A 24,964-nucleotide genomic window follows, 5' to 3' on the forward strand; every position below is an offset into this window, starting at 1 on the left:
GCATCCATAGTAACAACAGCCCTTTTAATTAGGACCAGTATATTACCCATGGCAAATATGACCCTTAGAAAGAACAGTGTAACACGCCTTATTGCTCCTGTAGCCTTAGCGCTAACATTAGCCGCATGTTCAAGTTCACCAAAAGCGCCAGAACGCTTTGATATTACTCAAGCACCATCAGAAACCAGTTCTGCTTATATTTTAAAAGCAGATCAGCAACAAGGCACCCTACAAGCTGATTTCCTTATTATGGGGCTAAAAGCATCAGTGCAAGAACAAAACGTTGCACTGGCTAACAATTTGCTAACTCGATTATCAGCCTTACAACTATCACCCGCTCAAACCGCAGAAATGCAGCTGGGTCACGCAACATTATTAAAATCACAAAGTAACTATGATAAAGCACTGCAAGTTCTTGATTTTCAAGCTTGGTGGAAGTTAGACGACAGCCAATGGATACAATACTACAAACTTCGCCATGAACTGCATTTATTCAGTGGTAATAACCTCAACGCAGCAAGAGAGCTAATTGCTCTGAATGCTTATACTGCTAATGACCAAAAACAACAACTATGGTCTCAAGTGTGGACTAATATATCGTCATTAAATAGTGCTAACCTACAAGACATCAAATTAGATAAAAGTGAGACAAACTTGCATGGTTGGGTTCAATTAGCGACTTACCTAGACACCTTAAAACACTCACCAGCACGACTGCAAGAAGCCCTTAATGAATGGCTACAGGCAAATCCTACTCATCCAGCGGCAACTTATACACCACAAGAGATAGTAGATATTCTTGCTCTTGAGATCATACGCCCAGATAACGTGGCTCTACTTTTGCCTTTAACTGGACGTTTTGGTCCTCAAGCAATTCGGGCTCGAGATGGTTTTATTAATGCAATGATGGAAGATAAAGAACGTGGTGAATTTACCAAGTTCAAAATCATTGATACTGAAGCAACACCAATGGCAGATATCTTGGCAACCTTACAACAAGAAGATATTCAATTTGTGGTCGGCCCGCTTCTTCGCAGTAAAATAGAAGAATTTCAATCCTTAAATGACACTGATATTGCTCAACTGGCACTAAATATTCCAAGTGAAATCAATACAGATAAAAATAGCTGTTACTTCACGCTTTCACCTGAGCAGGAAGCAGAGCAAGCAGCGATTCATTTATTTGAACAAGGACATAAACATCCTCTATTTCTTGCGCCACAAGGAACAATGGGTGAACGCCTTAGCCAAGCATTTAGCGATAAATGGTATCAACTAACCGCGAAAAAGCCTTCGATTAGCTACTTTGGTAAAAAATCGCAATTGCAGCAAAAAATAAACAGTGTCTTTGGTATTGAAAGCAGCCAAGCTCGTATTTATCAAATGAACGCATTAACTAACATAGAATTAGAATCTCAGCCTCGTAGCCGTCGAGATATTGATGCGGTTTACATGGTAGCGAGAAGCAGCGAATTAGTTCTGTTAAAACCCTTCATTGATGTCGCTATCAATCCTGGGATTGCACCACCAAAACTGTATGCGAGCTCACGTAGCAACAGTGGTAGTCAGACTAAATTAGTCGAAATTCACGGTATTGAGTTCAGTGATATCCCATTACTAGTAAAAGAAGATCATAAGTTCAAAGCTCAATATGATGAACTTTGGCCAAAAAGCAGCAATGGCGAAATCCGCCTGCATGCATTAGGTATGGATGCTTACCAATTAATTGTCGAGTTACCTCAGATGAAAGCGGTAGATAATTACCATATGCAAGGAAAAACAGGTGAACTTAGCATTAATCAAGAGTGTGTTATTCAACGACAAATGAGTTGGGCTGTTCATGGAGACGAAACAGAATAAGCGCGCCAAAGGTGAATATTATGAGTTGGTGGCTCAGCGTTATTTAGAGCAACACCAACTCACATTTATTCAACGTAATTTCTATTCGAAAACTGGAGAGCTCGATCTCATCATGCGAGATCGAGATACCTTTGTTTTTGTCGAAGTAAAATATCGCAACACTTCAAATTACGGTTCCGCGCAAGAAATGGTAACATGGAAGAAACAGCGCAAATTACAGCGAACCGCTCTCTTTTGGCTCATGAAAAATGGGCTCTCTGTTGAACATACATCTTTTAGATTTGATGTAGTTGCTATCCATTCTCAAGGTGAGGAGATCAACTGGATCAAAAATGCAATTGTTGAAGGGTAAACAATGCTAGACCATATTAAAGAAAGCTTTACTGAAAGCATCCAAATTCAAATCGCAGCAGCCGAAGCGCTTCCTGATCATATTATGCACGCCTCTCAAGCTATGGTAGCAACGTTATTGAATGGGAATAAAATCTTATGCTGCGGTAATGGGGGCTCTGCCTCTAACGCCCAACAATTCGCTTCATGCTTATTAAATCGTTTTGAAACAGAACGTCCTAGTTTACCAGCAATGGCTTTAACTGCTGACACCTCTACTTTGACTGCAATTGCCAATGACTACAATTATGATGAAATATTTTCTAAACAAGTCAGAGCATTAGGACAACCAGGTGATATTTTACTTGCTATTTCAACTAGCGGAAATAGCCAAGACATCTTAAAGGCGATGGAGGCGGCAGTAAGTCGCGATATGACAATTATTGCATTAACAGGAATGGATGGTGGTGTGATGGCTGGGTTATTAGGCGAATCTGATGTGGAAATCCGAATCCCGTCTCATCGAGTTGCTCGTATTCAAGAGGTCCACCTTTTAACCTTACATTCCATCTGCGATCTAGTTGATCTGGTTCTTTTTCCACAGAATTCTGAGTAATACTATGAAATTAATAAAACTAAGTGCTCTTTTTCTTTCTGTCGTTTTATTGCAAGGGTGTGCTGGCTTATTTATTGCTGGGGCTGCGACAACGGCTTCTGTCGCGACTGATAACCGTACGATAAAAGAACAACTATCTGATAAAAACTTATCTTTAGAAGCAACAGGATTAGTGAATAAATCCCCTTTCCAATACAACATGCGAGTAAATGCAGTAACTTATAATGGTAAAATCCTGCTAATCGGACAAGCTAAAGACACTCAAATAAATCAAATGTTTGAGAAACAAATTAAAAAGATGAAGGGGATTAATACCGTTTATAACCAAATTCGTATTCGCCCCTTGTTAACCTTTACACAAATTAATAATGATAGCTGGATAACCACAAAGGTAAAATCTTCATTATTAGCAAAATCAGAATTAAATGGAATAAAAATCAGTGTGTTTACTGAAGCTGAAGAGGTTTTCCTTGTCGGCTTTGTGACTGAAGAGCAAGGAGATCTTGCTACAGAGGTCGCTCGTAATATAACCGGCGTAAAAGGGGTTATTAAAGTCTTTGAGTATGGTCAAGGCGGCGGCGTCGACAAATAACCTATTGAGTTATCAATATTGTTCCAATAAAAAAGCCTGCACAAAATGCAGGCTTTTTAATATGATAGATTTAATAGCTAAACTATTTAACTACTCGTAAACTTGGACGGCCAGTTGGTCGTGGTAAGTCTGGTTTTTCATCTGACGAAGACATTTCTTCTGAAACAGACGTTAATGTCTCTTCTTCAAAGATACCATCATCAGAACTCAACTCATAAGCATCTTCTGGTTCAAACATAGTTCCTGCACCGTTTTCACGTGCATAGATAGCTTGAATTGCATAAAGCGGAAGAATCAACGAATGTGGGCGACCACCAAAACGAGCATTAAATGTTACCGCTTCATTACCCATTTCTAGATTACCAACAGAGTGTGGTGCAACGTTTAAAACGATTTGACCATCTTCAATAAACTCTTCAGGTACTCGAACTCCATTCATTGTTGCATCAACAACAAGATGTGGAGTTAACTCATTATCTACAATCCATTCATAGAATGCTCGTAACAAGTATGGGCGACGCGGCATCATTGAACTCATATCCATACTAGTTTGTTAAACGTAGTTCACGTTCAGCTTCAGTTAACGAAGCTAGGAACGAATCACGTTCAAACACACGGTTCATGTAAATTTTTAGTTCTTTAGCGCCTGGGCCTGATAACTCAATACCCATAGACGGTAAACGCCACAATAACGGAGTTAAGTAACAGTCAACTAAGCTAAACTCATCACTCATGAAATAAGTATATTCAGCAAAGATTGGACCTAGCATTAGTAAATCATTACGTAACTTAGCACGAGCAGCTTCTGATTCTTCAAAAGAACCTTTAACTACTTTCTCTGCTAATGAATACCAGTTAGTCTCTACACGGTGCATCATCAAACGGCTGTTACCACGAGCTACAGGGTAAACAGGCATCAATGGTGGATGAGGAAAACGCTCATCTAGATATTCCATAATGATATTTGAGTTGTATAGAGCAAGCTCACGATCAACTAGTGTAGGTACAGTTTTGTAAGGGTTTAATTCTACAAGTTCTGCAGGTAAGTTGGATGGATCAACCAATTCAACTTCAACACTTACTCCTTTTTCAGCAAGTACAATACGTACTTGATGACTGTACATGTCAGAAGCGTCTGAAAAAAGCGTCATTACTGAGCGTTTGTTGGCAGCAACAGCCATTGAGCCCTCCGGTATTTATCTAGGAGCAAAAGCACCGTATCTGTGGTGCTTGTCATTACTATTCAATCTTAAATAGTAGTGACACAAAAACAATGGAGGCAAAGCCTCCATTGCGTACAATTAACGATCTAGAATATCACGATTAGTGGACATCGCGCCAATATTCTTTCTTAAGTAAATAACAAACAAAAGCGAATATCACTAAAAAACCCATCACCCACCAACCTAAACGATGACGTTCAAGCTGTACCGGATCACCTGAGTATTCTAAAAAGTTAACTAAATCACGAACAGCAGCATCATATTCACCAGAGCTCAGCTCACCCGTGCCATCAGATTCAACCCCTACTACCACTTTATGTTCAACACCATTAACTATTGTTGTTTCATAAATCGGAGTAGTTACGCCTTGTAGTTCTTGAAGAACATGCGGCATACCAACGCTTGGGAATACCATATTATTTACACCAAATGGACGTGTTTGATCTGCATAAAAAGTGCGTAAATATGTGTATAACCAATCAGTACCACGAACACGAGCCACAAGCGTTAGGTCCGGCGGTGGAGCACCAAACCAATTCGCAGCTTGTGTTTCTGGGATCGCATTTTCCATCAAATCACCAATTTTGGCATTTGGATCAAACACAAGATTATCCATCATCAAATCAACAGGGATCCCTAAATCCTCTGCAACTCGACCATAACGCTGATATTGAGTTGAATGACAACCAGCACAATAGTTCATAAATAACTTCGCACCATTTTGCAGTGATGCTTGATCACGAATATCATTATTTGCGCTATCTAACGGAACACCTGCTCCAGCAGCCATTGCCATTGATGGCAACAAAGCAAAAAGTACTAAAATCAACTTTCTCATTTAAATGTCACCCTCTCTGGTAATGGTTTTGTTTGTTCATTTTTACTGTAAACAAACAAAAGAACAAAGAACATAAAGTAAGTCAGACTGAATATTTGAGCCAATAACGTGTACAACGAGGTCGCAGGCAATGCACCTAAAATACCAAGAGCAATAAAGCTCACTGTAAACTGTGCAATATTCAATAAATGCAACTTACTACGGTAACGATATGAACGCACTTTACAGCGGTCTAACCATGGTAGAAGGAACAGCACAACAATCGATGCACCCATTGCTGCAACACCAATTAACTTATCTGGTACCGCACGTAAAATGGCATAAAATGGAGTAAAGTACCAAACCGGGGCAATATGTTCGGGTGTTTTCAGTGGGTTCGCCGCTTCAAAGTTAGGTCCTTCTAGGAAATACCCCCCCATCTCTGGGTTAAAGAACAATACATAACAAAAGAAGAACAAGAAGCCCGCAACACCGATCATGTCTTTTACTGTGCCATAAGGATGAAACGGCACAGAATCAATGATGTTGTATTTCGTCGTATAATACTCGTGGAATTTAAACTGAGTCTTATGTTCGCCTTTGTCATCTTTTGCTTTTGGTTGTTTCAGCTCAATACCATCAGGATTATTTGAACCAACTTCATGTAGAGCAAGAACATGCAATACAACCAATAGCAGCAATACAATAGGTAACGCAATCACATGTAATGCAAAGAAACGGTTGAGCGTCGCCCCTGAAATTACATAATCACCACGGATCCACAACGTCAAGTCATCACCAATAACTGGAATTGCACCAAATAGTGAAATAATAACCTGAGCACCCCAGTAAGACATCTGACCCCATGGTAATAAATACCCCATGAACGCCTCAGCCATTAATATCAAGAAGATCAACATGCCAAATAGCCATAAGAGCTCACGAGGCTTCTGATAAGAACCATAAATCAAGCCACGATACATGTGAAGATATACCACTACAAAAAACGCTGATGCGCCTGTTGAGTGCATATAACGTAACAACCAACCGTAATCAACATCACGCATGATGTATTCAACAGAAGCAAATGCCCCTTCACCAGACGGAACATAGTTCATTGTTAACCAAATCCCTGTAATCAACTGATTAACAAGAACGAGCATAGCTAGTGACCCAAAGAAATACCAAAAATTAAAGTTTTTTGGCATTGGGTACTCAGATAAATGCTTTTTATAGGCATTCATTGCAGGTAGACGTTTTTCTACCCAATCAAGTAATGGTTGCATTACGCTTCCCCTCCGTCATCAACCCCAATTAGGATACGAGTATCACTAAGGTACATATGTTTAGGAACCACAAGATTCAATGGCGCAGGTACGCCTTGGAATACTCGACCAGCCATATCAAACTTAGAACCATGGCACGGACAAAAGAAACCAGAATTAACGCCTTCAACTTGTTCACTAAAACTGTCAGGTAAATAGGTAGGTGAACAGCCAAGGTGAGTGCAGATCCCAACGGCTAAAAAGATTTCAGGCTTAATTGAACGATATGCATTTTGTGCATATTCTGGTTGTTGCTCTTCACCTGAAGATGGATCTCGAAGCTGACCATCAATCTCAGTTAATGATTGTAAAAGCGCTTCTGAACGACGTACTACCCATACAGGTTTTCCTCGCCATTCAACACGAACCATCTGCCCATTTTCAAGCTTACTGATGTCGACTTCAACCGGAGCACCTGCAGCTTTCGCTCGTGCACTCGGATTCCAAGATTTAATAAAAGGTACGGCTACCGCCACTGCTCCTAACCCACCAACAACCGCAGTTGTTGCAGTTAAGAAGCGACGTCGACCATTATTCACTGGCGCATTGCTCATCCAACTTTCTCCCATGTGCTCTTTATGTAGTTTTTATTATGTCCATACATTTACGAGCTACGGCTAACTTTCAATGGTGTGATACAACTGAGCTTTTGATGCCCTAGACACTAAAAATAACCAAAGAATTTGTTCATAATTATTGTGCTGTTGTTTTAACCCATAAATGATAAAGAAAACCTTACTTTTTGACAAGGTAAAGCTACTTTTTTGCAACATTTGTGAACTAGGTAGGCTTTTAAAAGCGGAAAGGAAGAAAAGACAAGAAAAGATAAGGAAATTCAAGTGTTAAAGAGTATGTGAACTCACAAAAACAAAAAAAGCCCAGCATAAATGCTGAGCTTTTTCCACAATAACCAAAGTAGCTTTGAAACCAAAGCCACTTGGCAAGCGTAATATTAACGCTTAGAGAATTGTGGTTTCTTACGAGCTTTACGTAGACCAACTTTCTTACGTTCAACGCAACGAGCGTCACGCGTAACATAACCAGCAGCACGTAGTGCAGGACGTAATGTTTCATCGAATTGCATAAGCGCACGTGTGATACCGTGACGGATCGCACCAGCTTGACCAGAAATACCACCACCAGAAACAGTGATGAATAGGTCTAGTTTATCAGTCATTTCAACTAGCTCTAGAGGTTGATTAACAACCATACGTGCTGTTGGACGACTAAAGTAAACTTCAAGGCTGCGCTTGTTGATTACGATGTTGCCAGTACCCGGTTTGATAAAAACACGAGCTGCTGAACTTTTACGGCGACCAGTGCCGTAGTATTGATTCTCTGCCATTGCAATGATCCTCGGTTAAATGTCTAGTACTTGTGGTTGTTGAGCACTGTGGTTATGTTCAACGCCAGCGTAAACTTTAAGTTTACGGTACATAGCACGACCAAGAGGACCACGTGGAAGCATACCTTTAACAGCTAATTCAATAACCATTTCAGGTTTACGAACAATCAGTTTCTCGAAAGAAATAGATTTTAGTCCGCCTGGGAACTCTGTGTGGCGGTAGTAGATCTTGCCAGCTGCTTTGTTACCAGTTACGCGTACTTTCTCTGCGTTGATAACGATGATGTAATCACCAGTATCTACGTGAGGAGTGTATTCTGCTTTATGCTTGCCACGTAGGCGAGATGCGATTTCAGTTGCGATACGACCAAGAGTTTTCCCTTCTGCGTCTACAACATACCAGTCACGCTTTACAGCGGCTGGTTTAGCAACGAAAGTTTTCATGCTAATGATACCCGTTATTAAATAAATTCACTGATTAGGAGCTTTCGCTCCCACTGTATATTTTCGAGCCCAGTCATCACCCCTTCGAGTGGTTGGCACTCTTGGCTATTAAGCCAGTACAGTAACGGTGGGTCGGAGGATTATAGTGAAGCGTGAAGAAAAAATCACCTTTTTTTTGAAGATATTTCACATATTAGGTAAAAAAGGTAAAAAAAATGAATTTTGAACCTCATCACATCAAATAAACCTCTTAAATTACAAAAACAAGGGGAAAATGATTAAGATAAATGTTCTTTCGCTAAGTATTCCTGACTTTGCATTTCAATCAACCGAGACTGACAACGTTTAAATTCAAACGTTAAGCGCCCTTTTTCATAAATACAGGCTAAATCCACCTCAGCAGAGATGATTAATTTGACGTTTCGCTCATAAAACTCATCAACCATCGCAATAAAACGACGAGCCGCATCATCATTAAACTCCCCCATCACCTTAACATTAGAAAGTAAGACCGTATGATACAAGCGAGACAACTCTATATAGTCATGCTGGCTTCGTGCACTTTCACATAATGCCGAGAATTCAAAATGAACAACCCCATCACCTTCTGCTTTTACCTGTAGTTGGCGATGATTAATTTCAATAACTGTTGGCTTATATTTACTTTCAGGCGTTAGCTTTTCAAAATACGTTTTCATATTCTGCTCTGCTTTTTCATCTAATGGAAAATGAAAGATCTCTGCCTGCTCTAATGTTCTTAAGCGATAGTCAATACCACTATCTACATTTACAATTTCACAGTGAGCCTCAATAAGCGCGATAGCAGGAAGAAAACGTGTACGCTGCAAACCATTACGATACAAATCTTGAGGTGGTATATTTGATGTCGCCACCAAAGCGATCCCTCTCTCAAATAAAGCCTCTAATAAAGTAGCTAAAATCATCGCATCGGTAATGTCGGAGACAAAAAATTCATCAAAACAGATAATATCCGTTTCTTGTTTAAATTTGTCCGCCACAATTAATAGTGGGTCAGCCTGCTGTTGCAACGCCCCCAGTTCATCATGAACGCGCTGCATAAAACGATGGAAATGCACTCGCATCTTTCGTTTTGTCGGCAAAGAATCATAAAAGGTATCAACTAAATACGTTTTACCTCGTCCCACACCCCCCCAAAAATAAAGTCCTTTTTCTGGAATCAGTTTTTGCGGTTCCACTTTTTTAAAAAAGTGTTTCCACGATTTTTTAATCTCTGTCTGAGGAACTTTTAATACCAATAGGCGTCGATATAATTCATCTAAGTGCTCAACAGCACATTGTTGATCTCTATCATAATGAAAACCGTCTTGCTGTAAGTCGATATGATATTTTTCTAATGGCGTCATCAGTTTTAATCTTTTCTTTTGTTGATTGACTCTCTTCATAGTAGCATGATCTCAACATACTCAATGAGTGGGCTAACTCACAGTTATGCCGACTCATATTAATAAATATAACAAGGAGCTCTTCATGGCTTGGACATACGCTTTAATCGGTTTAACCGTTGGTGTTATTGCTGGTTTTCTTATTTCCCGTGTTACGGTGCCTGGCATCAAACAACAAAAATCACTAAAACAAGACTTAGAAAAGTCAAAATATGAATTGGAACAATATCGACAAGAATTGGTAGATCACTTCGCAACCAGCGCAACGATGTTAGAAGCATTGGCAAAAGATTTTAATAAGATGTATGACCATATGGCATCAACATCAAAAGAATTAATGCCTAATTTGCCTGAGCAAGATAATCCATTTTCAAACCGTTTAGATGAAATGACACTTTCACCTGAGCTAAATAAAAAAACCGCGCACGTTAAAAATGAAATCAATAAACAACCAAAAGATTACGCCAACGGTGCGACCGGCTTATTAAATGATGAACCTGAGATCGATATCAGCGCAATAAAAGAAGATAAAATCGCATAACATCAGAAAGTAAAATTAATGCTTAAAAAGGTTTTTGCATCATATACTCCAGCTAACATAGCAACAGTGTATTTTGATACTGAAACCTTTTTCATTTTTAACACATACATTCGACCAATCCTCCCTAAATTCAATCTCTACTTTTTAATAACATTCAATGTTATCCTAACCCTCTATTTTTTGATTTTTAAAGGTTAGGAAGCCGATGCTTTCATTTATATTGCGCTCTGCTATTATCGGAACTGCCACAGCGACAGTTCTGCTATTTGCCTTTCCTAACCTGCGTTCATCTATTTCAATTGAATCTAACCAAGTCCATCAAGCCTCACAGCAAATAAGCGATCAAATTTCATTTAATTATGCAGTTCGACGTGCAGCTCCTGCTGTAGTAAATATTTACAGCCGAAAATACAACAATGAAGACCGACTTCGATTAGATACTGAAGGCCTTGGTTCTGGCGTTATAGTCAGTGATAAAGGCTATATCATAACGAACTATCATGTCGTTGCTGATGCAGATCAAGTCATTGTCGCTCTCCAAGATGGTCGTTTATTCAACGCCCAACTCATTGGTAAAGATAAACGTACCGACCTCGCGGTATTACAAATTAAAGATACTAACCTCCCTGTAATTCCATTAAATCCAAATTATCAGGCTGATATTGGTGATGTGGTATTGGCTATTGGTAACCCTTATAACCTAGGACAAACAACCACCTTTGGTATTATTTCTGCCACAGGTCGTGCTGCTTTAAGTTCCGATGGCACCCAAGGATTGATTCAAACCGATGCGGCTATTAATAGAGGTAACTCTGGCGGAGCTCTTGTTAATACACGCGGAGAGTTAGTCGGGATAAATACAGCCTCTTTTCAGCAAGCAACCGACTTAGAAACCTACGGGATCTCTTTTGCTATCCCCTACGCTCTCGCAGATAAGATCATGCGTCGTTTGATTACTGATGGACAAGTTATCCGAGGTTACATTGGCATCGATGGTAGAGACATAAATCCAGCAATGGCTCGCCTAATGAATGCAGATAACATCAATGGTATCTTGGTCTTAGGAGTTGCCCCAAATAGCCCTGCGGAGAAGTCAGGCATCATAACTCAAGACATAATTACTAGCATTGATGGTAAGGGTGTAATAAATAGACAGAATGTAACCGATATTGTGACAGAGTTACGTCCAGGTACTGAAGTCAATATAGATATCATCCGTAAAGGAATCGCTCAAACTATCCAAGTAACGATTGCTGAAGATCCTTCAAATTAGTTTTTTAATACCAATGCAATTAAGTGATTTAGCTAGTAAGAATGAATAAGATAATTATTGGTATAATATTAATAGACAAAAAAATAGCGCATTATTCATGCGCTATTTTTATGTTTAGTTCATGAACCTAAGCTGATTCACTCTCTTCGTTCGATGCATTTTCTCCATTCACATCAATACGCGTAACTCGCTGCAAGCCTCTTGGTAATAAACTACCGCGACGACCACGCTCTCCTCTAAAGTTATCTAAGTCACTAGGTTTCAAGCCTAACTTACGTTTACCAGCATAAAGTGTAACCGTCGCGCCTTGTGGCAATGGTAATAAGTGAGATAAAAACTCATCACGAGATTTAGAGCGAGCCGCTGGAATATTAATGATCTTGTTCCCTTTACCTTTACCTAGTTGTGGTAAATCTTTAATTGGGAACAACAACATCCTACCTTCATTGGTGATAGCTAAAATCTCATCATTATCTAAATCAGAAACCACTTCAGGGTTCATCACTAGCGCATTTTCAGGTAGCGTCAATAACGTCTTACCATTCTTATTCTTCGATAGTAAATCACTTCCCTTACAAACAAAACCATAGCCCGCATCAGAGCTGATTAACCACGCTTGATCTTCTTCCCCCATAACAACATGAGTAATTTGACTGCCTGCCGTTATATTCAATCGGCCCGTAATTGGTTCACCTTGGCTTCTTGCTGAAGGTAAAGTATGCGATTCTAATGCGTAACTTCGACCATTACTCCCCATGAATACCGCAGGATCATTACTCTTACCACGCGCATGAGCTAGGTATTTATCACCCGATTTATAATTTAACGTGGTTGGGTCAAGTTCATGTCCTTTCGCGTGACGGATCCAACCTTTATCAGAAAGAACAACCGTAATGGTTTCATTTGGGATAAGGTCACGTTCTGTTAATGCTTTCGCTTCTTCACGCTCAACCAGAGGAGAACGACGATCATCGCCAAACTTCTCTGCATCCGCTAAGATTTCTTTCTTAATTAACGTACTTAAACGACGCTCAGAACCCAACAGTTTCTCAAGTTGATCACGCTCTTTCGCTAATTCATCTTGCTCGCCACGGATCTTAATCTCTTCCAGTTTTGCTAACTGGCGAAGTTTAATCTCTAAAATGGCTTCCGCTTGAATCGCAGTTAAATCAAAGCGCGTCATTAACTGGTGTTTAGGATCGTCTTCTGTACGAATGATTTCGATAACTTCATCGATATTCAAATACGCAGCTAATAAACCATCTAAAATATGTAAACGCGCTAATATTTTATCAAGACGATGCTGCAAACGTTTACGAACCGTAGTGCGACGGAACTCAATCCATTCATTAAGAATGCTAACTAAGCCTTTCACTTTCGGACGTAAATCCAAACCAATCATGTTTAAATTCACACGGAAGCTTTTTTCAAGATCCGTAGAAGCAAACAAATGATTCATTAGTGGTTCAGCTTCAATGCGATTTGAACGAGGAACAATCACGATACGCGTTGGGTTTTCATGATCCGATTCATCACGAAGATCTTCTACCATTGGTAGCTTCTTCGCTCGCATTTGGTTTGCTATTTGTTCTAGTAACTTACTGCCTGACACTTGATGCGGCAATGCGGAGATAACAATATCACCGCCTTCTTTATGCCATACCGCGCGCATTTTAATGCTGCCTCGGCCAGTATTGTAGATTTTCTTAATATCGCTACGGGACGAGATAATTTCAGCTTCAGTTGGATAATCAGGCCCTTGGATAAAGTTCATTACTTCATCTAAATCAGCGTTAGGGTTATCCAATAAATGAACGGTCGCATTAGCAACTTCACGCACATTATGAGGTGGAATATCGGTAGCCATACCAACCGCAATACCCATAATGCCATTCAGCAATATATGAGGAAGACGCGCAGGTAAGATCTTTGGCTCTTTCATTGTGCCATCAAAGTTTGGCTGCCATTCAACCGTACCTTGGCTTATCTCACCAAGTAATACATCAGCAAACTTCGATAATTTTGATTCGGTATAACGCATTGCTGCGAACGATTTTGGATCATCCGGCGCACCCCAGTTACCCTGACCATCTACCAGTGGGTAGCGGTAAGAGAAAGGCTGAGCCATTAATACCATCGCTTCATAACAAGCTGAGTCACCGTGTGGATGGTATTTACCTAATACATCACCAACCGTACGAGCCGATTTTTTGTATTTTGCATTCGCAGATAAACCAAGCTCTGACATCGCATAGATAATACGACGTTGAACGGGTTTCAAACCATCACCAATATAAGGTAATGCGCGATCCATTATTACGTACATGGAGTAGTTTAGATAAGCGTCTTCTGTAAACTTGCGCAATGGAAGTTGTTCAACACCTTCTAAGGACATTTCTGCACTCATTTGTTATACCTCTGCCTGATCGCCGTTAGATTGTAGCCAAGCACGACGGTCGTCTGCACGTTTTTTTCCTAAAAGCATATCCATCATTTCATTCGTTTTTTCATCGTCATCAATGGTTAATTGAACCAGACGGCGAGTATTTGGATCCATGGTTGTTTCACGAAGTTGAAGTGGGTTCATCTCACCCAATCCTTTAAATCGTTGCACGTTTATTTTTGCACGCTTATTACTTAAACGATCTAATACGCCTTCTTTTTCAGATTCATCCAAGGCATAAAACACCTCTTTACCACAGTCAATACGGTACAGTGGAGGCATTGCCACATAGACGTGACCGGCACGAACTAAAGCCGTGAAGTGTTTTAGATATAAGGCACACAATAGTGTTGCGATATGAAGACCATCTGAATCGGCATCGGCTAAGATACAAACTTTGCCGTAACGTAAACCAGATAAATCGTCGGAATCAGGGTCAATCCCTAACGCGACAGAAATATTATGAACTTCTTGAGAGGCTAATACTTGGTCCGCTGATACTTCCCATGTATTTAGGATCTTACCTCGTAATGGCATTACCGCTTGGAATTCACGATCACGCGCTTGTTTTGCTGAACCACCCGCCGAGTCGCCTTCCACTAAGAAAAGTTCGGTACGAGCTAAATCTTGAATTGAGCAGTCTGTCAATTTACCTGGCAATGTAGGGCCTGATGCTATCTTCTTACGAACAACTTTCTTTGCTGCTCGCATACGACGGTGCGCATTGGCAATACACGCTTCAGCAATCAGCTCTGCGATTTGTGGTTTCTCATTCAACCATAGGCTAAATGCATCTTTTACAACACCAGAAACAAATGCAGCACATTGACGAGAAGATAAACGCTCTTTCGTTTGACCAGCAAACTGAGGATCTTGCATTTTAACCGACAAAACGTAAGCACAACGATCCCAAATATCATCCGCCGTTAGCTTTACACCACGTGGCAATAAATTTCGGAACTCACAGAATTCACGCATTGCATCTAAAAGACCTTGGCGCATGCCATTGACGTGTGTACCGCCTTGAGCTGTAGGGATAAGGTTTACGTAGCTTTCAGAAACAAGATCTCCACCTTCAGGCAACCAAGTTACGGCCCAATCAGCGGCTTCGCCTTTACCTAAGAATGCACCCGTAAATGGGTCTTCAGGCAATAGCGCATAACCGCTAACACCCTCTAAAAGATAATCTTTAAGACCATCTTCATAACACCACTGGTACTCTTTATCATTTACTTTGTCTTTAAAAACAATCTCTAGCCCTGGGCACAATACCGCTTTGGCTTTTAGATTGTTAACAAGGCGAGTAACCGAAAATTTAGGTGAATCAAAATAACTGGTATCAGGCCAGAAATGAACGCTTGTACCACGATTACGGCGACCACAAGTGCCAACAACCGTTAAATCTGAAACCTTCTCACCATGTTCAAACGCAATTTCGTAGATCTCACCGCCACGACGAACCGTGACTTCTACACGTTTTGATAAGGCATTTACTACCGAGATACCAACCCCGTGCAAACCCCCTGAGAATTCGTAGTTTTTACCTGAGAATTTACCACCAGCATGTAGCTTACAAAGGATCAGTTCAACACCTGACACCTTCTCTATCGGATGGATATCAACAGGCATACCACGCCCGTCATCAATCACTTCAAGAGATTGATCGGCGTGCAAAATCACTTCAACTTTTTTCGCGTGTCCGGCTAAGGCTTCATCGACACTGTTATCTATAACTTCTTGCCCTAAATGGTTTGGGCGAGAGGTGTCGGTATACATACCAGGACGGCGACGAACGGGCTCAAGGCCATTTAGAACCTCGATGGCTCCTGCATTATATTGTTCAGTCATATCTCGGAAGGCTTCTTAAAATTTGTTACATAGTCTGAAAGGGAAGAAGGAAAGTCAAGCAAACGGCTCTATTCCTCCTTAAATATGTGGCTTTGTATTAAAGATTGTATCGATACTGTGTCTCTAGCGTAGAGAAAGCGTAACTATAAATTGAGAAATTGAATAATTTTCCCAGGGTAACGCTCAAAATCAACAAAGCTATGATCACCCTCTTTTTCTATCGTTTGTTTACAACCAGAATATTTTTCTACTGCTTGGCGATAATCAAGAACTTCATCCCCTTCTTGCTGCAATAGCCATAAACAGTTTGGTAAATCTATATCCTTTATTTGTAGCGCCGATAGCTCAGCCATGTGTTTCTCTTCTAACACATACTCTTCGCCAGTATATGGATTAACCTGTGCGCCTAAATAATCGGCAAGTAATTCATAAGGCTTTACTGCTGGGTTAACTAATACGGCGTTAAAACCATATGTATTATGTAACCACGTTGATAGATACCCACCTAATGAACTGCCCACTAAACCAATATGATAGTCAGCTTTGTATTTTTCAACGATCTGAGTTAGATATTGAGCAGCCTCTTGAGGATAAGAAGGTAATTTAGGTACGATAACCTTAATATCAGGTCGATGTTCTTCGCAAAAATGGGCCATCACAAGTGCCTTATGAGACAGCGGCGAACTATTAAAACCATGAATATATAAAAGTAAGCTCGGTTTTTTCATTTAATATCCTCCCGCTTCACTGTCTGAAGAAAAATGACAATTTTCCAAACGATGAACTTGAGTTTCAATCGTACCATCAGGTAACAAATCTAATATTCTCCATCCTGGTGCTTGAGGATCTAACGCAAAATCATCGGAATCAGGAAGAAATTGAACACAGGTTGATGGTGTCGCAAGTAAACGAACTCCGTTCACCCTACGATCGAGCTCTTGATGAATATGACCACACACAATACCACTGACATTCTGGTGTCGTTCAAGCACTGACCAAAAATCCTCATTATCTTTTAACTGATGTTGATCAAGCCACGCACTGCCCGCAGGTAATGGATGATGGTGTAATAATATTAATGAATGACGTTCTGGGTTCTGCGAAAGCGCGGTTTCTAACAAAGCTAATTGCTCTGGCGATAACGCGCCATGAGGCACACCAACAACTTGGCTATCTAAAATAATTAATTGCCAATTTTGACCGATAAGCACATGTTCACAAGTTTGGATTTGAGGAGAAGGTAATACTCCCCCCATACTCGGTTTATAATCGTGATTACCTGGTAACCAATAGCACGGTTTTTTTAATGGCTTAATACCAGCAACAAAATGTTGGTATGAGTGAACGGTATGATCTTGAGATATATCACCCGTTGCTAAAATCGCATCAAAATCAGGAGTGCGCCGTTGTACTTGCTCAACAACGGCTTGAAAGCTTTTTAATGTAGGTACGCCAAGAAGCGCTCCATCTTCAGGCGCAAACAAATGAGTATCTGTTATTTGTAACAACCTAATAAGGCTGTTTTTATTATTAAGTAATGTTTCAGAGAGCAAAATAGCTACAACCTTTTAATTCTTTTCTAAAAAAACGGGCTCTTGGCTTATCCCATTTTTCAAACAAAATGTTAGCCAGTCACTTAGGAACTGGTTTAATTGGTGCTTCTCATCTTTTTGAAGCATTTTCCCATTCGGGTACTCATATTTTGCTTTAATATACGCCAGTTGTTGGCTAGCACATACTTCGGCCACTCTTGCATCGTGATAAAGTCTAACTGTCAACTTAGGCAATGGGTAAATAGGTTGCTCATCTATCTGATAAACCTCAACCAATGTAGTATATACCGTCACTTCTTTCACTTTTATTTGATATTGCTGCTGGCACACTTTATAGCTTGCTAGTGAACCAATAATTTCATTTCTTGGTAAAAGTGACACCAATTTTGCGTAATTGGTTTCATATACTCTCATCAAACTGGCTAAGTCTACGTGATATTTACGCATGTTATTACGAATTCCACTGTGATCGTAAGCGCGAAACATTTAATTCTAACCATTGAAGCGCAATAATTGAGGCTGCATTCTCAATTATGCCACGAGTAACCAGAGCATACGCTTCTTCACGAGTCACCACATGCACTCGAATGTCTTCATTTTCATCCTCTAAACCATGAATTCCTTCTGCTTTAGAAGCATCAACACAACCTACAAAAACGTCTAACTTTTCTGTGCATCCACCAGAAGAAGGATAAAAATGAGAAATTTTCTCTAAACAAGAAACAAAAATACCGGCCTCTTCTTCAGCTTCACGAATCGCGACTTGCTCTGCTGATTCGCCTTTATCTATCATTCCAGCGACAATTTCATACTGCCAAGGGGATTGAGACTCTAAAGCCCCTACTCGAATTTGTTCAATTAAAACAACGCGATCGCTAAGTGGATCATAAGGTAGCAGCGCAACTGCATGCCCTCGTTCAAAGAGTTCACGCTCGATAATGTCACTCCAACCACCACTAAAAAGCTGATGACGAAACGCAACTTTAGTCATTTTAAAAAAGCCGTTATATAAGGACTCTTTTGACAAAACATCGACATCATTAGACGTAAATTGATTGTGTAAGAACTTGCTTGATGTCGTGTCCATACCGAACTCCTTATTTTATATCGCTCTGTTTTATCACTCATCGATGATAGCAACAATTTATTAGCTCAACTTTTTTGATAATGCTTACATTTTTTTTAGAAGCTTTCCACATTATTACAAGGAGAAGGGCCAATCAAACGTAAAAAAACGTAATCTTTACAGCCAGAGCATAGAAAGATAATGTACACTCTATGAACTATATTATATAAAATAATTTTTGCAGGACAAACCACCATGAGAAAACTGCTTCCACTCTTTATTGGAATGGCATTAGGTAGTTTCAGCTCTTTAGCTGCTGCCGATGACCTTGCGCAAATATACAACCAAGCTAAAGAAAATGATCCTCAGCTATTAAGAGCAGCCGCAACTAAAGATGCAGCTTTTGAAGCGGTCAACTCATCTCAAAGTTCGTTATTACCACAAATTGATTTAACTGCTGGCTACAATATCGTTCGTAGTGATCTTGATACTCGTGAAAATGACCGTCTAACTGCTGGTATTAATTTATCTCAAGAGCTTTACCAACAATCAAGCTGGGTAAGTTTAGATATTGCAGAGAAAACGGCTCGTCAGGCTGATTCTACTTATGCAGCAGAACAGCAAGGTGTGATTTTACGTGTTGCCCAAGCTTACTTTGATGTACTGCGTGCTAATGATAATTTAGAATTTGTTCGTTCAGAAAAAGCCGCAGTAGGCCGTCAACTTGAACAGACTAAACAACGTTTTGATGTTGGCTTATCAGCAATTACCGATGTTCACGATGCACAAGCAGAATACGACAGCGTATTGGCAAACGAAGTACTGACTGAAAACCAACTAGTTAACAGTTATGAAGATTTGCGTGTGATCACCGGACAAGGTCATACTCAATTAAGTGTGTTAGATACTGAGCGCTTCTCAGCAAGCCCATCGGAGCAATCATCAGATATTTTAATTGATGAAGCTCAACAGAAAAACTTGAGCCTATTAGCGTCTCGTATCAGTGCTGACATTGCAAAAGACAATATATCTCTAGCAAGCTCTGGTCATATGCCATCACTAACTTTTGATGCGGGTTATAACTACACGGATCAAAGTGGTACTAAAAATGGTATCAATGATGACAGTTACGGAGACATCAATGCTGGTATTAACTTGTATATTCCACTGTATTCAGGTGGCAACACGAGCTCATTAACTAGCCAAGCAGAATTCCAATACGTTGCAGCAAGCCAAGCATTAGAAGAAACGTATCGCGAAGTAACCAAAGATGTTCGTGCTTTCAATAACAACATCAATGCCTCTATTGGTGCTTTAAAAGCCTATGAGCAAACCGTTATTTCAGCAAAATCGGCATTAGAAGCAACAGAAGCCGGTTTTGATGTTGGTACGCGTACTATTGTTGATGTATTAGATTCTACTCGCCGTCTATTCGATGCTAACCGTAACCTAGCAAATGCTCGTTACGACTACATACTGAGTGTTCTTCAGCTGAAACAAGCGGTTGGTACGCTAAGCGAGCAAGATATCATGGATATCAATACGGGTTTAAAAGCTAACAAAACAACGCAAGCTAATTAAGCTAATTAAGCTAATTAAGCTAATTATATTCCTCTCATTAAGATAACTTGAGCGGAATAAAACAAAATAAAAAGCCACATTATGAGTTCAACGTCATAATGTGGCTTTTCTTTTACAGATTAAAAAAGGTAAGGGATAAAGAAGTAGTATTAACCTTTACCACCTTTAATTGCTTCAATGATACCCGTTGTTGAACAACCATCTTCAAAATTTAATACTTTTACTTCACCACCTGCGGCAATCACTTCTGCACCACCAGCGATATCTTCAATCGCGTAATCACCACCTTTTACTAACATGGTTGGTAATACTTCAGAGATTAAACGCTGTGGCGTATCTTCTGAGAAAGGAACAACCCAATCAACCGCACCTAAACCAGCCAGTACCGCCATACGACGATCCGTAGGGTTAATAGGACGACCAGGACCTTTTAAGCGTTGGACTGATTCATTGGTGTTCACTGCAACAATCAGACGATCACCCAACTCAGCCGCGTGATTTAAGTAAGACACATGACCAGCATGAAGAATATCAAAACAACCATTAGTCATTACTACTCTTTCGCCACGAGCGCGCGCTTGCTTCACAGCACTAATAAGTAACTCTTCATTGATGATACCAAAACCAGAATCTTGGCTACCATGAATCGCTTCTGCTAATTCAATCGTTGATAGTGTTGACGTACCAAGTTTACCGACAACCACACCCGCAGCAGCATTGGCTAAAGCACACGCTTCATCAAGTGGTTTGCCTGTTGATACTGAGGCTGCTAATACGGAAATAACCGTATCACCGGCACCCGTTACATCAAACACTTCACGAGCCAGCGTTGGCAAATGCAGCGGTTCCATATCACGGCGAAGTAATGTCATACCATGCTCACTACGAGTTACAAGCAAGGCTTCAAAATCAAATTCTTCGATGATTTGTTGTCCTTTAACGACCAAGTCATCTTCGTCTTTTACCTTGCCAACAACTGTTTCAAACTCAAGCATATTTGGTGTTAATAACGTCGCACCACGGTAACGCTCAAAATCCGCCCCTTTAGGATCAATGAATACAGGTACATTTACTTTTCGAGCTTCTTGGATCATTAGTTGAACATGCTCTAATGCGCCTTTTGCGTAATCAGATAATACCACCGCTTTAACTTTTGATAAGGTCGCTTGCATACGACTGATCAACGGCTCAGCAGGTACATCATGAAAGCTTTCTTCAAAATCTAAACGGATAAGCTGCTGACCACGGCTCATAACGCGTAATTTAGTAATTGTTGGAAACTCAGGAAGAGTGACAAAATCACAATGTACTTTTAATGACGCCAATGTTGCCGTTAACGCTTTCGCTGGTTCATCATCACCAACTAACCCAACAAGATGAGCCTCACCACCTAACGCCGCAATATTCATCGCAACGTTGGCGGCACCACCTGGACGTTCTTCAATATTAGTGACCTTAACAACCGGTACTGGTGCTTCTGGTGAAATACGAGTCGTTGGTCCACCCCAATAACGATCAAGCATTACATCACCAATGATCAATACACCAGATTGTTCATAATTAGGAAGTGTCGGTTTCATTCTTTTCTCCGGGCAATAAACAGCAAACAATCCACCATTATTGGTTCGAGCTATTTATAAAAATCATCTGTTATAAATGGTAGCATTTACGCAAGTTCTACGCCAACTTAGTAATAATAAACGAAGAGTTAAGTAATGCTTACTCAACAAACCAATTATTCCAAGCGTTTACCACCGTCTCTCTTTCTTTACTAAAGCTATTTTCATCAACATCGGCATCAAAGCCTAATAAATTGCGATGATGTATTTCATTTCTCATTACACAATAAGCATGAATCAACAGTTGAGATAATTCATTATCCATCACACCTTGCTGAGCAAAACTTTCAAAGATACGCACATTATCAGACCAATGAGTAAGCTTAGGTGCTTGGTGACTGTGATTTAACACTAAATATTGCGCGAGAAACTCAATATCAGTGATACCACCGGCATCCTGTTTAATCATAAAGCGGCCTGCTTTTTTTCCGCCTAAATGGCCTCTCATTTTTTCACGCATCTCAACCACATCTTGCTGCAGTTTTTTCTCATCTCTCGCTAAACAAATAATGTCATGACGAGTTTGATTAAATGCTGATTGTAAGCTCGCATCACCATAAATCATACGAGCACGGACTAAAGCTTGATGCTCCCATGTCCATGCATCTTGTCGTTGATATTCATCAAACGCTTCACTAGTACTGACTAGCAAGCCTGATGCCCCTGATGGACGTAAGCGTGTATCCACTTCATACAAAATACCTGAAGGGGTACGTACTGAAAAAATATGAATAATGCGTTGTGCTAAACGTAAATAAAACTGGCGACCATCAATCTCTTTCTTACCATTGGTATAGGTGTTCGTATCACAATCGTGCATAAAGACGATATCGAGATCGGAATTATAACCCAACTCCCACCCCCCAACTTTGCCATAGCCAATAACAGCAAAGCCTTTACTATCTCGTCCTTCAAGATGTGTCGGTTCACCAAATTTTTCAGTCACTTGCAGCCAAGCTTGGTTTATTACCGCCTCAACAATGGCTTCTGATAAATACGTTAAGTGATCACTTACTTTCATAAGTGATAATCCACCAGCAATATCCGAGGCTGCAATTCTTAGCAAACACACTTGCTTAAACTGACGTAATGCCTCCATTTGCTGTTCCATGTCATCCTCAGGAATACGAGCAAGAAATTCATGTAGCTCAACCTTATACTGGCTTAACTCAATAGGGTTATAAAGTTGATTTATATCCAATAGCTCATCAAGAAGAATTGGATAGCGAGTTAATTGGTCTGCAACCATTGGACTTGCTGCACATAGGCGAACTAAATGTTGTAATGCTCCGCTGTGCTCATCAAGAAGCTCTAGGTAAGTCGTTCTGGTTGCAATGGCTTGGAGCAGTTTGGTGATGCGTGGCAAGGCATCACTAGCATCTTCTCGACTGATCACGACACTAAACAGCTTTGGCATCAGATTAGTAATGGCTTCTCGACCTCGTGGGCCAAGGGTTTTCTTTTTCAACTCGCCTTTAAATTCAATTATATGTTGAGTTAACGATTCTGCTTGTTCAGGGTTTAGTTCTTGTAAGATATGTTCTAAAACTTCTGGGTTATGTGCCATGTCCCATAACTCAATATACGCTTTATCAATACTACTCTCTGACTCTTCTTCCTCGTGGCCAATCAAATCTTCAAACACGGCATGAATCGTATTCATGTGTCGCTCTATTTCAGAGTACAACTCCGCCCAATCTTGCATTCCCATAGCAAAAGCAAGACGAGTTTGGTCTCTTTCATCCATGGGTAATGTTTGAGTTTGTTGATCTCCAATTGCTTGTAATAAATTCTCTAAACGACGTAAAAAGCAGTAACCTTTGGTAAGGTCATCAACCTCTTTAACTGACAGTTGCCCTAATTCTTTAATCGCAGTTAACGTCTCTAATAACCCACGACCTCGTAAAGAAGGCTCTCTGCCACCACGGATTAATTGGAATACTTGAGCAATAAACTCAACTTCTCGAATACCACCAGCGCCAAGTTTTATATTGTCATGCAAACCACGACGACGAACCTCTGTCGTGATCATCGATTTCATACGGCGTAGTGCTTGAATTGCACCAAAGTCGATGTAACGGCGAAATACAAATGGACGCAACATTTGACGTAATTCTTGATAATGGCTGTACGTTTCTTTTCCCATCACTCGCGCTTTTATCATCGCGTAGCGTTCCCAATCACGCCCTTGCTCTTGATAGTAATCTTCAAGTGCCGCATAGCTCATCACTAACGGTCCACTTTCACCAAAAGGACGTAAACGTAAATCGACTCGATAACAGAAACCATCCACCGTAATTTGATCTAACGCTTTAATCAGTTTTTGACCTAAGCGTGTGAAAAATTGAGCATTAGCTATACTTCTGCGAGCGCCTTCCGTTTCACCGTTTTCAGGATACGTAAAAATCAGATCGATATCAGATGAGAAATTAAGTTCTCCACCACCTAATTTACCCATACCAATAATGAGCATTGGTTGATCTTCACCTTGTGCATTTTTTGGTGTTCCCCAATCAATACAAGCCTGCTTATAAATCCATTGATAAGATTCAACAATTAAGGCTTCCGCCAAAAGAGATAAGTGAGCAAGGCTGACTTCTAAAGACCAATAACTATCTAGAATATGACCATGGGTAAAATCTCGCCATGCTATATAAGCCATTTCACGACGGCGGAAATAACGCAGCTCTCGCATTAATCCATTTTCATCACAACATTGTGCTAATTTCTCTTGCAGTCGTGAGCGGTAATCCTCACTACGATCCACCACATCAAACATTGATGGGAAATGCTGACACAAAAACTCATCTTGCTGAAAAGCCTCATACAGAAAGTCACTGCAACCTAACGCAATCATAAGTTGATCTTGAACATTCTCAGGCCATGCTTGAATACGTTTAAGATAAGTTAAGTCTTGTAAACGACGCTCAGCTAAAGACGTTAATGATGATGGCAAAGACATGATATTCCTTATCGATAATTCCATGGTATTCGTTACGCTAATCGAACGAATCAAACTGCTTATACTGTGCCAAAATTTAGTTTTAGCCGCAAACAAAAACGC

23 protein-coding genes are annotated in these 24,964 nt (G+C 40.3%); 7 read left to right on the forward strand and 16 right to left on the reverse strand.

What is annotated here, in order from left to right; genetic code table 11:
* The first annotated feature begins 48 nt into the window (after positions 1-48).
* Genes Q1K78_RS05925 through Q1K78_RS05940 form a run of 4 tightly spaced genes read left to right on the forward strand, consistent with a single transcriptional unit; the run spans position 49 to position 3,398 of the window.
* Positions 49-1,860 (forward strand): penicillin-binding protein activator, encoded by a 1,812-nt coding sequence (locus Q1K78_RS05925; protein ID WP_300175413.1) that lies wholly within the window; start codon positions 49-51, stop codon positions 1,858-1,860.
* A complete protein-coding gene (locus Q1K78_RS05930) occupies positions 1,841-2,212 on the forward strand; it encodes a YraN family protein (protein WP_300175415.1) in 372 nt (123 codons plus the stop codon). Before Q1K78_RS05925 ends, Q1K78_RS05930 begins: the two co-directional genes overlap by 20 nt.
* Positions 2,213-2,215: 3 nt before the next feature.
* Complete coding sequence (locus Q1K78_RS05935) at positions 2,216-2,806, forward strand: phosphoheptose isomerase (RefSeq protein ID WP_300175417.1); 591 nt, start codon at positions 2,216-2,218, stop codon at positions 2,804-2,806.
* Between the two features lie 4 nt (positions 2,807-2,810).
* On the forward strand, positions 2,811-3,398 hold the full coding sequence (locus Q1K78_RS05940) for a BON domain-containing protein (protein ID WP_300175419.1): 588 nt from the start codon (positions 2,811-2,813) through the stop codon (positions 3,396-3,398).
* 82 nt (positions 3,399-3,480) lie between these two features.
* On the opposite strand, the gene sspB is transcribed toward Q1K78_RS05940, so the two are convergent.
* From sspB to zapE, 8 genes are all read right to left on the reverse strand, one after another.
* Positions 3,481-3,942: a ClpXP protease specificity-enhancing factor gene (gene sspB / locus Q1K78_RS05945; RefSeq protein WP_300175421.1), complete on the reverse strand. Its 462-nt coding sequence runs from the start codon at positions 3,940-3,942 to the stop codon at positions 3,481-3,483.
* Between the two features lies 1 nt (position 3,943).
* Positions 3,944-4,579 (reverse strand): stringent starvation protein SspA, encoded by a 636-nt coding sequence (gene sspA / locus Q1K78_RS05950; RefSeq protein WP_300175423.1) that lies wholly within the window; start codon positions 4,577-4,579, stop codon positions 3,944-3,946.
* 142 nt (positions 4,580-4,721) lie between these two features.
* Positions 4,722-5,459: a cytochrome c1 gene (locus Q1K78_RS05955; RefSeq protein WP_300175425.1), complete on the reverse strand. Its 738-nt coding sequence runs from the start codon at positions 5,457-5,459 to the stop codon at positions 4,722-4,724.
* Positions 5,456-6,724, reverse strand: a complete 1,269-nt coding sequence (locus Q1K78_RS05960; RefSeq protein WP_300175427.1) for a cytochrome bc complex cytochrome b subunit — start codon at positions 6,722-6,724, stop codon at positions 5,456-5,458. Before Q1K78_RS05960 ends, Q1K78_RS05955 begins: the two co-directional genes overlap by 4 nt.
* Positions 6,724-7,317, reverse strand: coding sequence for a ubiquinol-cytochrome c reductase iron-sulfur subunit (petA, locus tag Q1K78_RS05965; RefSeq protein WP_300175429.1), 594 nt, complete (start codon positions 7,315-7,317; stop codon positions 6,724-6,726). The genes Q1K78_RS05960 and petA overlap by 1 nt, the downstream gene beginning before the upstream one ends.
* Before the next feature lie 398 nt (positions 7,318-7,715).
* The gene (gene rpsI / locus Q1K78_RS05970; protein ID WP_300175431.1) at positions 7,716-8,108 is read right to left on the reverse strand and encodes a 30S ribosomal protein S9; all 393 of its coding nucleotides are present in this window, start codon (positions 8,106-8,108) and stop codon (positions 7,716-7,718) included.
* Positions 8,109-8,123: 15 nt separating this feature from the next.
* The gene (gene rplM / locus Q1K78_RS05975; RefSeq protein WP_300175433.1) at positions 8,124-8,552 is read right to left on the reverse strand and encodes a 50S ribosomal protein L13; all 429 of its coding nucleotides are present in this window, start codon (positions 8,550-8,552) and stop codon (positions 8,124-8,126) included.
* Positions 8,553-8,830: 278 nt separating this feature from the next.
* Positions 8,831-9,937, reverse strand: a complete 1,107-nt coding sequence (gene zapE, locus Q1K78_RS05980; protein WP_300175502.1) for a cell division protein ZapE — start codon at positions 9,935-9,937, stop codon at positions 8,831-8,833.
* Positions 9,938-10,061: 124 nt separating this feature from the next.
* Here zapE and zapG point away from each other — a divergent pair, with 124 nt between their 5' ends.
* Both zapG and degS read left to right on the forward strand, forming a co-directional pair.
* Positions 10,062-10,517, forward strand: coding sequence for a Z-ring associated protein ZapG (gene zapG / locus Q1K78_RS05985; protein WP_300175435.1), 456 nt, complete (start codon positions 10,062-10,064; stop codon positions 10,515-10,517).
* A 205-nt stretch (positions 10,518-10,722) separates the two neighbouring features.
* On the forward strand, positions 10,723-11,790 hold the full coding sequence (gene degS, locus Q1K78_RS05990; RefSeq protein WP_300175437.1) for an outer membrane-stress sensor serine endopeptidase DegS: 1,068 nt from the start codon (positions 10,723-10,725) through the stop codon (positions 11,788-11,790).
* A gap of 127 nt (positions 11,791-11,917) precedes the next feature.
* Here the strand turns inward: degS and parC are convergent, their stop codons facing one another.
* The 6 genes from parC to nudF all read right to left on the reverse strand — a co-directional run bounded on the left by parC (position 11,918) and on the right by nudF (position 18,721).
* The gene (gene parC, locus Q1K78_RS05995; RefSeq protein ID WP_300175439.1) at positions 11,918-14,197 is read right to left on the reverse strand and encodes a DNA topoisomerase IV subunit A; all 2,280 of its coding nucleotides are present in this window, start codon (positions 14,195-14,197) and stop codon (positions 11,918-11,920) included.
* Positions 14,198-14,200: 3 nt separating this feature from the next.
* A complete protein-coding gene (gene parE, locus Q1K78_RS06000; RefSeq protein WP_300175441.1) occupies positions 14,201-16,081 on the reverse strand; it encodes a DNA topoisomerase IV subunit B in 1,881 nt (626 codons plus the stop codon).
* Positions 16,082-16,224: 143 nt separating this feature from the next.
* The gene (gene yqiA, locus Q1K78_RS06005) at positions 16,225-16,809 is read right to left on the reverse strand and encodes an esterase YqiA (RefSeq protein WP_300175443.1); all 585 of its coding nucleotides are present in this window, start codon (positions 16,807-16,809) and stop codon (positions 16,225-16,227) included.
* Entirely contained in the window at positions 16,810-17,634 is an 825-nt protein-coding gene (cpdA, locus tag Q1K78_RS06010) for a 3',5'-cyclic-AMP phosphodiesterase (RefSeq protein ID WP_300175445.1), read from the reverse strand.
* Positions 17,635-17,649: 15 nt separating this feature from the next.
* Complete coding sequence (locus Q1K78_RS06015) at positions 17,650-18,081, reverse strand: DUF1249 family protein (protein WP_300175447.1); 432 nt, start codon at positions 18,079-18,081, stop codon at positions 17,650-17,652.
* A gap of 4 nt (positions 18,082-18,085) precedes the next feature.
* Positions 18,086-18,721 (reverse strand): ADP-ribose diphosphatase, encoded by a 636-nt coding sequence (nudF, locus tag Q1K78_RS06020; RefSeq protein ID WP_300175449.1) that lies wholly within the window; start codon positions 18,719-18,721, stop codon positions 18,086-18,088.
* Positions 18,722-18,955: 234 nt separating this feature from the next.
* Here nudF and tolC point away from each other — a divergent pair, with 234 nt between their 5' ends.
* Positions 18,956-20,281 carry an outer membrane channel protein TolC gene (tolC, locus tag Q1K78_RS06025; protein WP_300175451.1) on the forward strand — a complete coding sequence of 442 codons (1,326 nt, stop codon included), beginning with the start codon at positions 18,956-18,958 and terminating at the stop codon, positions 20,279-20,281.
* A 149-nt stretch (positions 20,282-20,430) separates the two neighbouring features.
* On the opposite strand, the gene hldE is transcribed toward tolC, so the two are convergent.
* Positions 20,431-21,861 (reverse strand): bifunctional D-glycero-beta-D-manno-heptose-7-phosphate kinase/D-glycero-beta-D-manno-heptose 1-phosphate adenylyltransferase HldE, encoded by a 1,431-nt coding sequence (hldE, locus tag Q1K78_RS06030; RefSeq protein WP_300175453.1) that lies wholly within the window; start codon positions 21,859-21,861, stop codon positions 20,431-20,433.
* Positions 21,862-22,000: 139 nt separating this feature from the next.
* Positions 22,001-24,862 (reverse strand): bifunctional [glutamate--ammonia ligase]-adenylyl-L-tyrosine phosphorylase/[glutamate--ammonia-ligase] adenylyltransferase, encoded by a 2,862-nt coding sequence (gene glnE, locus Q1K78_RS06035; RefSeq protein ID WP_300175455.1) that lies wholly within the window; start codon positions 24,860-24,862, stop codon positions 22,001-22,003.
* Positions 24,863-24,964 lie beyond the last annotated feature (102 nt).

The sequence above is a fragment of the uncultured Aliivibrio sp. genome (assembly GCF_946479765.1).
In the GTDB taxonomy this organism is placed as follows: domain Bacteria; phylum Pseudomonadota; class Gammaproteobacteria; order Enterobacterales; family Vibrionaceae; genus Aliivibrio.

Coding starts and splice junctions, on each gene's coding strand:
- Q1K78_RS05940 (WP_300175419.1), top strand. CDS start 2,811: ATGAAATTAATAAAACTAAGTGCTCTTTTTCTTTCTGTCGTTTTATTG.
- rplM (WP_300175433.1), bottom strand. CDS start 8,552: ATGAAAACTTTCGTTGCTAAACCAGCCGCTGTAAAGCGTGACTGGTAT.
- hldE (WP_300175453.1), bottom strand. CDS start 21,861: ATGAAACCGACACTTCCTAATTATGAACAATCTGGTGTATTGATCATT.
- yqiA (WP_300175443.1), bottom strand. CDS start 16,809: ATGAAAAAACCGAGCTTACTTTTATATATTCATGGTTTTAATAGTTCG.
- degS (WP_300175437.1), top strand. CDS start 10,723: ATGCTTTCATTTATATTGCGCTCTGCTATTATCGGAACTGCCACAGCG.
- rpsI (WP_300175431.1), bottom strand. CDS start 8,108: ATGGCAGAGAATCAATACTACGGCACTGGTCGCCGTAAAAGTTCAGCA.
- tolC (WP_300175451.1), top strand. CDS start 18,956: ATGAGAAAACTGCTTCCACTCTTTATTGGAATGGCATTAGGTAGTTTC.
- glnE (WP_300175455.1), bottom strand. CDS start 24,862: ATGTCTTTGCCATCATCATTAACGTCTTTAGCTGAGCGTCGTTTACAA.
- sspB (WP_300175421.1), bottom strand. CDS start 3,942: ATGGATATGAGTTCAATGATGCCGCGTCGCCCATACTTGTTACGAGCA.
- parC (WP_300175439.1), bottom strand. CDS start 14,197: ATGAGTGCAGAAATGTCCTTAGAAGGTGTTGAACAACTTCCATTGCGC.
- zapE (WP_300175502.1), bottom strand. CDS start 9,937: ATGACGCCATTAGAAAAATATCATATCGACTTACAGCAAGACGGTTTT.
- zapG (WP_300175435.1), top strand. CDS start 10,062: ATGGCTTGGACATACGCTTTAATCGGTTTAACCGTTGGTGTTATTGCT.
- Q1K78_RS05930 (WP_300175415.1), top strand. CDS start 1,841: ATGGAGACGAAACAGAATAAGCGCGCCAAAGGTGAATATTATGAGTTG.
- Q1K78_RS05960 (WP_300175427.1), bottom strand. CDS start 6,724: ATGCAACCATTACTTGATTGGGTAGAAAAACGTCTACCTGCAATGAAT.
- Q1K78_RS05955 (WP_300175425.1), bottom strand. CDS start 5,459: ATGAGAAAGTTGATTTTAGTACTTTTTGCTTTGTTGCCATCAATGGCA.
- sspA (WP_300175423.1), bottom strand. CDS start 4,579: ATGGCTGTTGCTGCCAACAAACGCTCAGTAATGACGCTTTTTTCAGAC.
- Q1K78_RS06015 (WP_300175447.1), bottom strand. CDS start 18,081: ATGCGTAAATATCACGTAGACTTAGCCAGTTTGATGAGAGTATATGAA.
- Q1K78_RS05935 (WP_300175417.1), top strand. CDS start 2,216: ATGCTAGACCATATTAAAGAAAGCTTTACTGAAAGCATCCAAATTCAA.
- petA (WP_300175429.1), bottom strand. CDS start 7,317: ATGAGCAATGCGCCAGTGAATAATGGTCGACGTCGCTTCTTAACTGCA.
- nudF (WP_300175449.1), bottom strand. CDS start 18,721: ATGGACACGACATCAAGCAAGTTCTTACACAATCAATTTACGTCTAAT.
- Q1K78_RS05925 (WP_300175413.1), top strand. CDS start 49: ATGGCAAATATGACCCTTAGAAAGAACAGTGTAACACGCCTTATTGCT.
- parE (WP_300175441.1), bottom strand. CDS start 16,081: ATGACTGAACAATATAATGCAGGAGCCATCGAGGTTCTAAATGGCCTT.